Raw genomic sequence first — 3,929 nt, 5'->3', positions numbered from 1 at the left:
GGGCGGCCATCGCGGCCGCGGCCAAGCCAGTGCAGACGAACTATGATTCGGCCATGGTCGCGGGCCTTCCCGAAATCGCGCAGCGCTATTTCAACCATGCCATCGCGCCGGGCACCGCCTTGGGAACCACGGTTGAGCTGGCAATGATGGGAAGTTTCGTCTTGGGCACGGCTGCCAAGCAAACGACATTTGCATTGTCCGCGCGCCAGATATTGCAGCCGCCTTCGGGGTTTGTCTGGATTGCCGAGATGAAATCAGGGCTGATGCGGATGAGCGGGTCGGATACGCTGCTTGATGCGCACGGCTCCATGAGTTTCTTCATGTTCAAGGCGTTGCCTTTGGTGCGCGTGTCAGCGTCCGAAGGGCTGGACCGTTCGGCCGCAGTGCGCCCGGTGCTTGAAGCTATCTGGATGCCCGCAAGCCTGCTGCCCGCCAATGGCGCGACATGGGAACAGGTTGGCGAGGATCGAGCAAAAATTAGCTTTGGCAAAGGTGCATCGGCCATAGAAATGACCATGACTCTGGCCAAGGATGGCCGCGTCATCGAGGTTGTTGCACCCCGTTGGAGCGATGCTAACCCGCAGAAAGTTTACCAGATTCAACCGTTTGGCGGCACGATGGAAGAAGAGGCCACCTTCGCGGGCTTTACCATTCCAAGCCGCGTGCATGTTGGCAACATGTTCGGAACCGACGCCTACCTGCCGTTTTTCAACGCCACCATCACCGAAGCGCGGTTTTATTGAAGCAAGAGATGGGGGGCGGAAAGGCGCGCGCGGACAATGCCATCATCCGCGCGCCCGTATTTACTGATCGAGGAAGCTCCGCAGCTTGCGCGAGCGGCTCGGGTGCTTCAACTTGCGCAGCGCCTTGGCTTCGATCTGGCGGATGCGTTCGCGCGTAACCGAGAATTGCTGGCCGACTTCTTCCAGCGTGTGATCGGTGTTCATGCCGATGCCAAAGCGCATCCGCAGCACGCGTTCTTCGCGCGGGGTGAGCGAGGCAAGAACCCGCGTCGTGGTTTCCTTCAGGTTTTCCTGAATGGCGGAATCCAGCGGCAGGATCGCGTTCTTGTCTTCGATGAAATCGCCAAGTTGGCTGTCTTCTTCATCGCCAATCGGGGTTTCCAGCGAAATTGGTTCCTTGGCGATCTTCATCACCTTGCGAACCTTTTCGAGCGGCATCTGTAGCTTTTCAGCCAATTCTTCCGGCGTCGCTTCGCGGCCGATTTCGTGCAGCATCTGGCGCCCTGTGCGCACCAGCTTATTGATCGTTTCGATCATGTGCACCGGAATACGGATGGTGCGCGCCTGATCGGCGATACTGCGGGTGATCGCTTGGCGAATCCACCACGTCGCGTAGGTCGAAAACTTGTAGCCGCGGCGATATTCGAACTTATCGACCGCCTTCATCAGGCCAATGTTGCCTTCCTGAATAAGATCCAGAAATTGCAGGCCGCGGTTGGTGTATTTTTTCGCAATCGAGATGACGAGCCGCAGGTTCGCCTCGACCATTTCCTTTTTCGCCTGACGGGCTTCTTTTTCGCCCTTTTGCACCTGGTTCACGATGCGGCGGAACTCAGAAATATCGACGCCGACATAGGTGCCGACCTGCGCCATCTCGGAACGAAGCGCCTCGACCTTGTCACGGCTTTTCTCGATCAGCGCCTGCCAGCCACGCCCAGACTTGGCTGCCATCCGCTCTAGCCAAGTCGGATCAAGCTCGTAGTTGCGGTATTCATCGATGAACTCGCGCCGGTTGATGCGCGCGGCGTCTGCCAGTTTCACCATGCCCGAGTCGATCGCCATGATGCGCTTGTTGATGCCGTAAAGCTGGTCGATCAGGGCTTCGATGCGGTTGTTGTGCAGATGCAGCCCGTTCACCATGACCACGATTTCGGAACGCAGCTTCTGGTAGGCGGCTTCTTCGACGTTGGAGAAGGTGCCGTCCTCGTTCAGCGTGGCCGACATGCGCAGGTCTTGCATTTCGGCAAGCTGGATATAGTCGCGCGCAATAAGTTCCAGCGTTTCCAGAACCTTGGGCTTTAGCGCAGATTCCATGGCCGCAAGGCTCATGTTCGCGCCTTCGTCATCGTCGTCATCGTCGTCGGCCGCCATGATCGGGTTGCCGTCGGCGTCAAGCTCGGGCTCCTCTGCCGCGCCACGTCGGTTTGAGGGGGCGACATCGGAGGTATCCACCACCGGTTCATCGACGTCGCCATCATCGTCGAGCGTGCGCCCGAAGGTGGTTTCAAGGTCGATCACATCGCGCAGAAGGATGTCTTCGCTTAGAAGTTCGTCGCGCCAGATGGTGATCGCCTGAAAGGTCAACGGGCTTTCGCAAAGGCCCGCGATCATCGTGTTGCGCCCGGCTTCGATGCGCTTGGCGATGGCGATTTCGCCCTCGCGGCTTAGGAGTTCGACCGAGCCCATTTCGCGCAGATACATGCGCACCGGGTCGTCCGTGCGGTCGAGCGTTTCGCTTTGCGTCGTCGAAACAGCAACTTCGCGCGAACTCGAAGAGGTTTCGACCAGCTCGCCCACAGGCTCGGCCTCGTCGGCCTCGTCATTCTCGATCACGTTGATGCCCATTTCGGACAGCATCGACATCACGTCTTCGATCTGCTCGGACGAGGCGTGTTCGGGCGGCAGAGCGGCGTTCAGCTGATCGTAGGTGATGTAGCCGCGTTCACGCGCCTCGGCGATCATGCGTTTGACCGCCGCCTGACTCATGTCGAGCGCGTCCTCGCTATCCTGTTCGGCGGGCTTTTCGTCGTCGGTATCCTTGGCGGCCATGGTATTCCTCGTAGCAGCGGGTCGATGGTCAGGCTTCGGGGCGAATCGCTTATCCGTCATATCGAATCACGGGGGCGAATCACAGGGGGGTGGCGCACGCCCGCTTTACCCACCCTGATTTCGTGGCCCTGATCCGTCGAGCAGGCTTTGCAGCCAAGCCGACATCGCCTCGCGATCCTCGCCAAACTCGCCTGCCTCATCCAGTTTCGAGCGCTCGGCAAGGTGGCGCGCGCGCGCGGCCTGCCCAAGACGCCATGTGACACCTTCATCGGCAAGACCCGCAAGGTCTTCTGCCGCATCGGCAATTTCGGCGCGCGCTGCGCGGGCAGCGGCAAGTTTTGCAAGTTCTTCGGCAAGACACATCCGGGCAAGGTCGGGGGCGGCATCGGGGCGCACCGGGGGGGCTATGCGAACATGGGGTTGCGCCAGCAGGCGTTCAAGCACCTCGCCCGCTTCTGCGGCAAGCATCTCGGCGATTCGTTCGCCTGATTCGTGGCAATGGCGCAAAAGCACGCGGCGCAGGGTTTCCAGCGCGGGGTCGTGCAGGGTTAGCCGCTCGATCTGGCTTTCGAACTCGGGCACGAGGCCGGGGTGGCGCGCGCAGATCGCCAGTATCATCGCCTCGCGCAGCCGCTCGGCACCCTCTAGCCCCAGTTTGCTGGCCAACATCGACGAAAGCGTGCTGGCGCGCGGCGGCTCTGGCGGCGGCACCCATTTACCCTTGGCATCGCGGCTGCCCGTGCGCGGCATCGCGCGAGTGCGTTGGCTGCCGAAAAGTTCGCGCCGCAACTCTTTGAACTCAGCGGCATAATGCGCGCGTATCGAGGGGTCTGCGATACGTGCGATCACTGCTTTCAGCGCCTTGTCGAGCGCGGCACGGCGCTCGGGGCTGTCGAGCACGCGGCCCTCGGTTTCGCGGCCCCAGAGCAATTGCACCATCGGGGCCGCGCCCTCGATCAGGCGCCCCATCGCGGCGGCACCTTCGGCGCGTATCAAATCGTCGGGGTCTTGCCCGCCGGGCAATACGGCAAACCGCAGCCCCTGCCCCGCCTCTAGCAGCGGCAGCGCCAGATCGGCCAGACGCAGAGCGGCGTTGATGCCCGCCTTGTCACCATCGAGTGCGATCACCGGCTCTGG

The 3,929-nt window shown here is 61.2% G+C and carries 2 protein-coding genes and 1 pseudogene; 1 reads left to right on the top strand and 2 read right to left on the bottom strand.

Annotated elements, in window-relative coordinates:
* On the top strand, positions 1-743 hold a 743-nt coding region (locus ABY403_RS14235; protein ID WP_372841487.1), incomplete at its 5' end, for a DUF6544 family protein.
* A 60-nt stretch (positions 744-803) separates the two neighbouring features.
* Here ABY403_RS14235 and rpoD read toward each other — a convergent pair.
* Both rpoD and ABY403_RS14225 read right to left on the bottom strand, forming a co-directional pair.
* Positions 804-2,792, bottom strand: coding sequence for an RNA polymerase sigma factor RpoD (rpoD, locus tag ABY403_RS14230; protein WP_372841486.1), 1,989 nt, complete (start codon positions 2,790-2,792; stop codon positions 804-806).
* Between the two features lie 105 nt (positions 2,793-2,897).
* Positions 2,898-3,929: pseudogene (locus ABY403_RS14225) on the bottom strand (DNA primase); the annotation flags it as partial.

This window comes from Phaeovulum sp., assembly GCF_041596715.1.
Classification (GTDB): Bacteria; Pseudomonadota; Alphaproteobacteria; order Rhodobacterales; family Rhodobacteraceae; genus UBA6213.
Note: the sequence above shows the minus strand (reverse complement) of the source record. Positions and strands in the feature narration are given on the sequence as shown.

What these genes read in the sequence shown, in the direction of transcription:
- rpoD (WP_372841486.1), bottom strand. Translation starts at nt 2,792, where the DNA reads ATGGCCGCCAAGGATACCGACGACGAAAAGCCCGCCGAACAGGATAGC.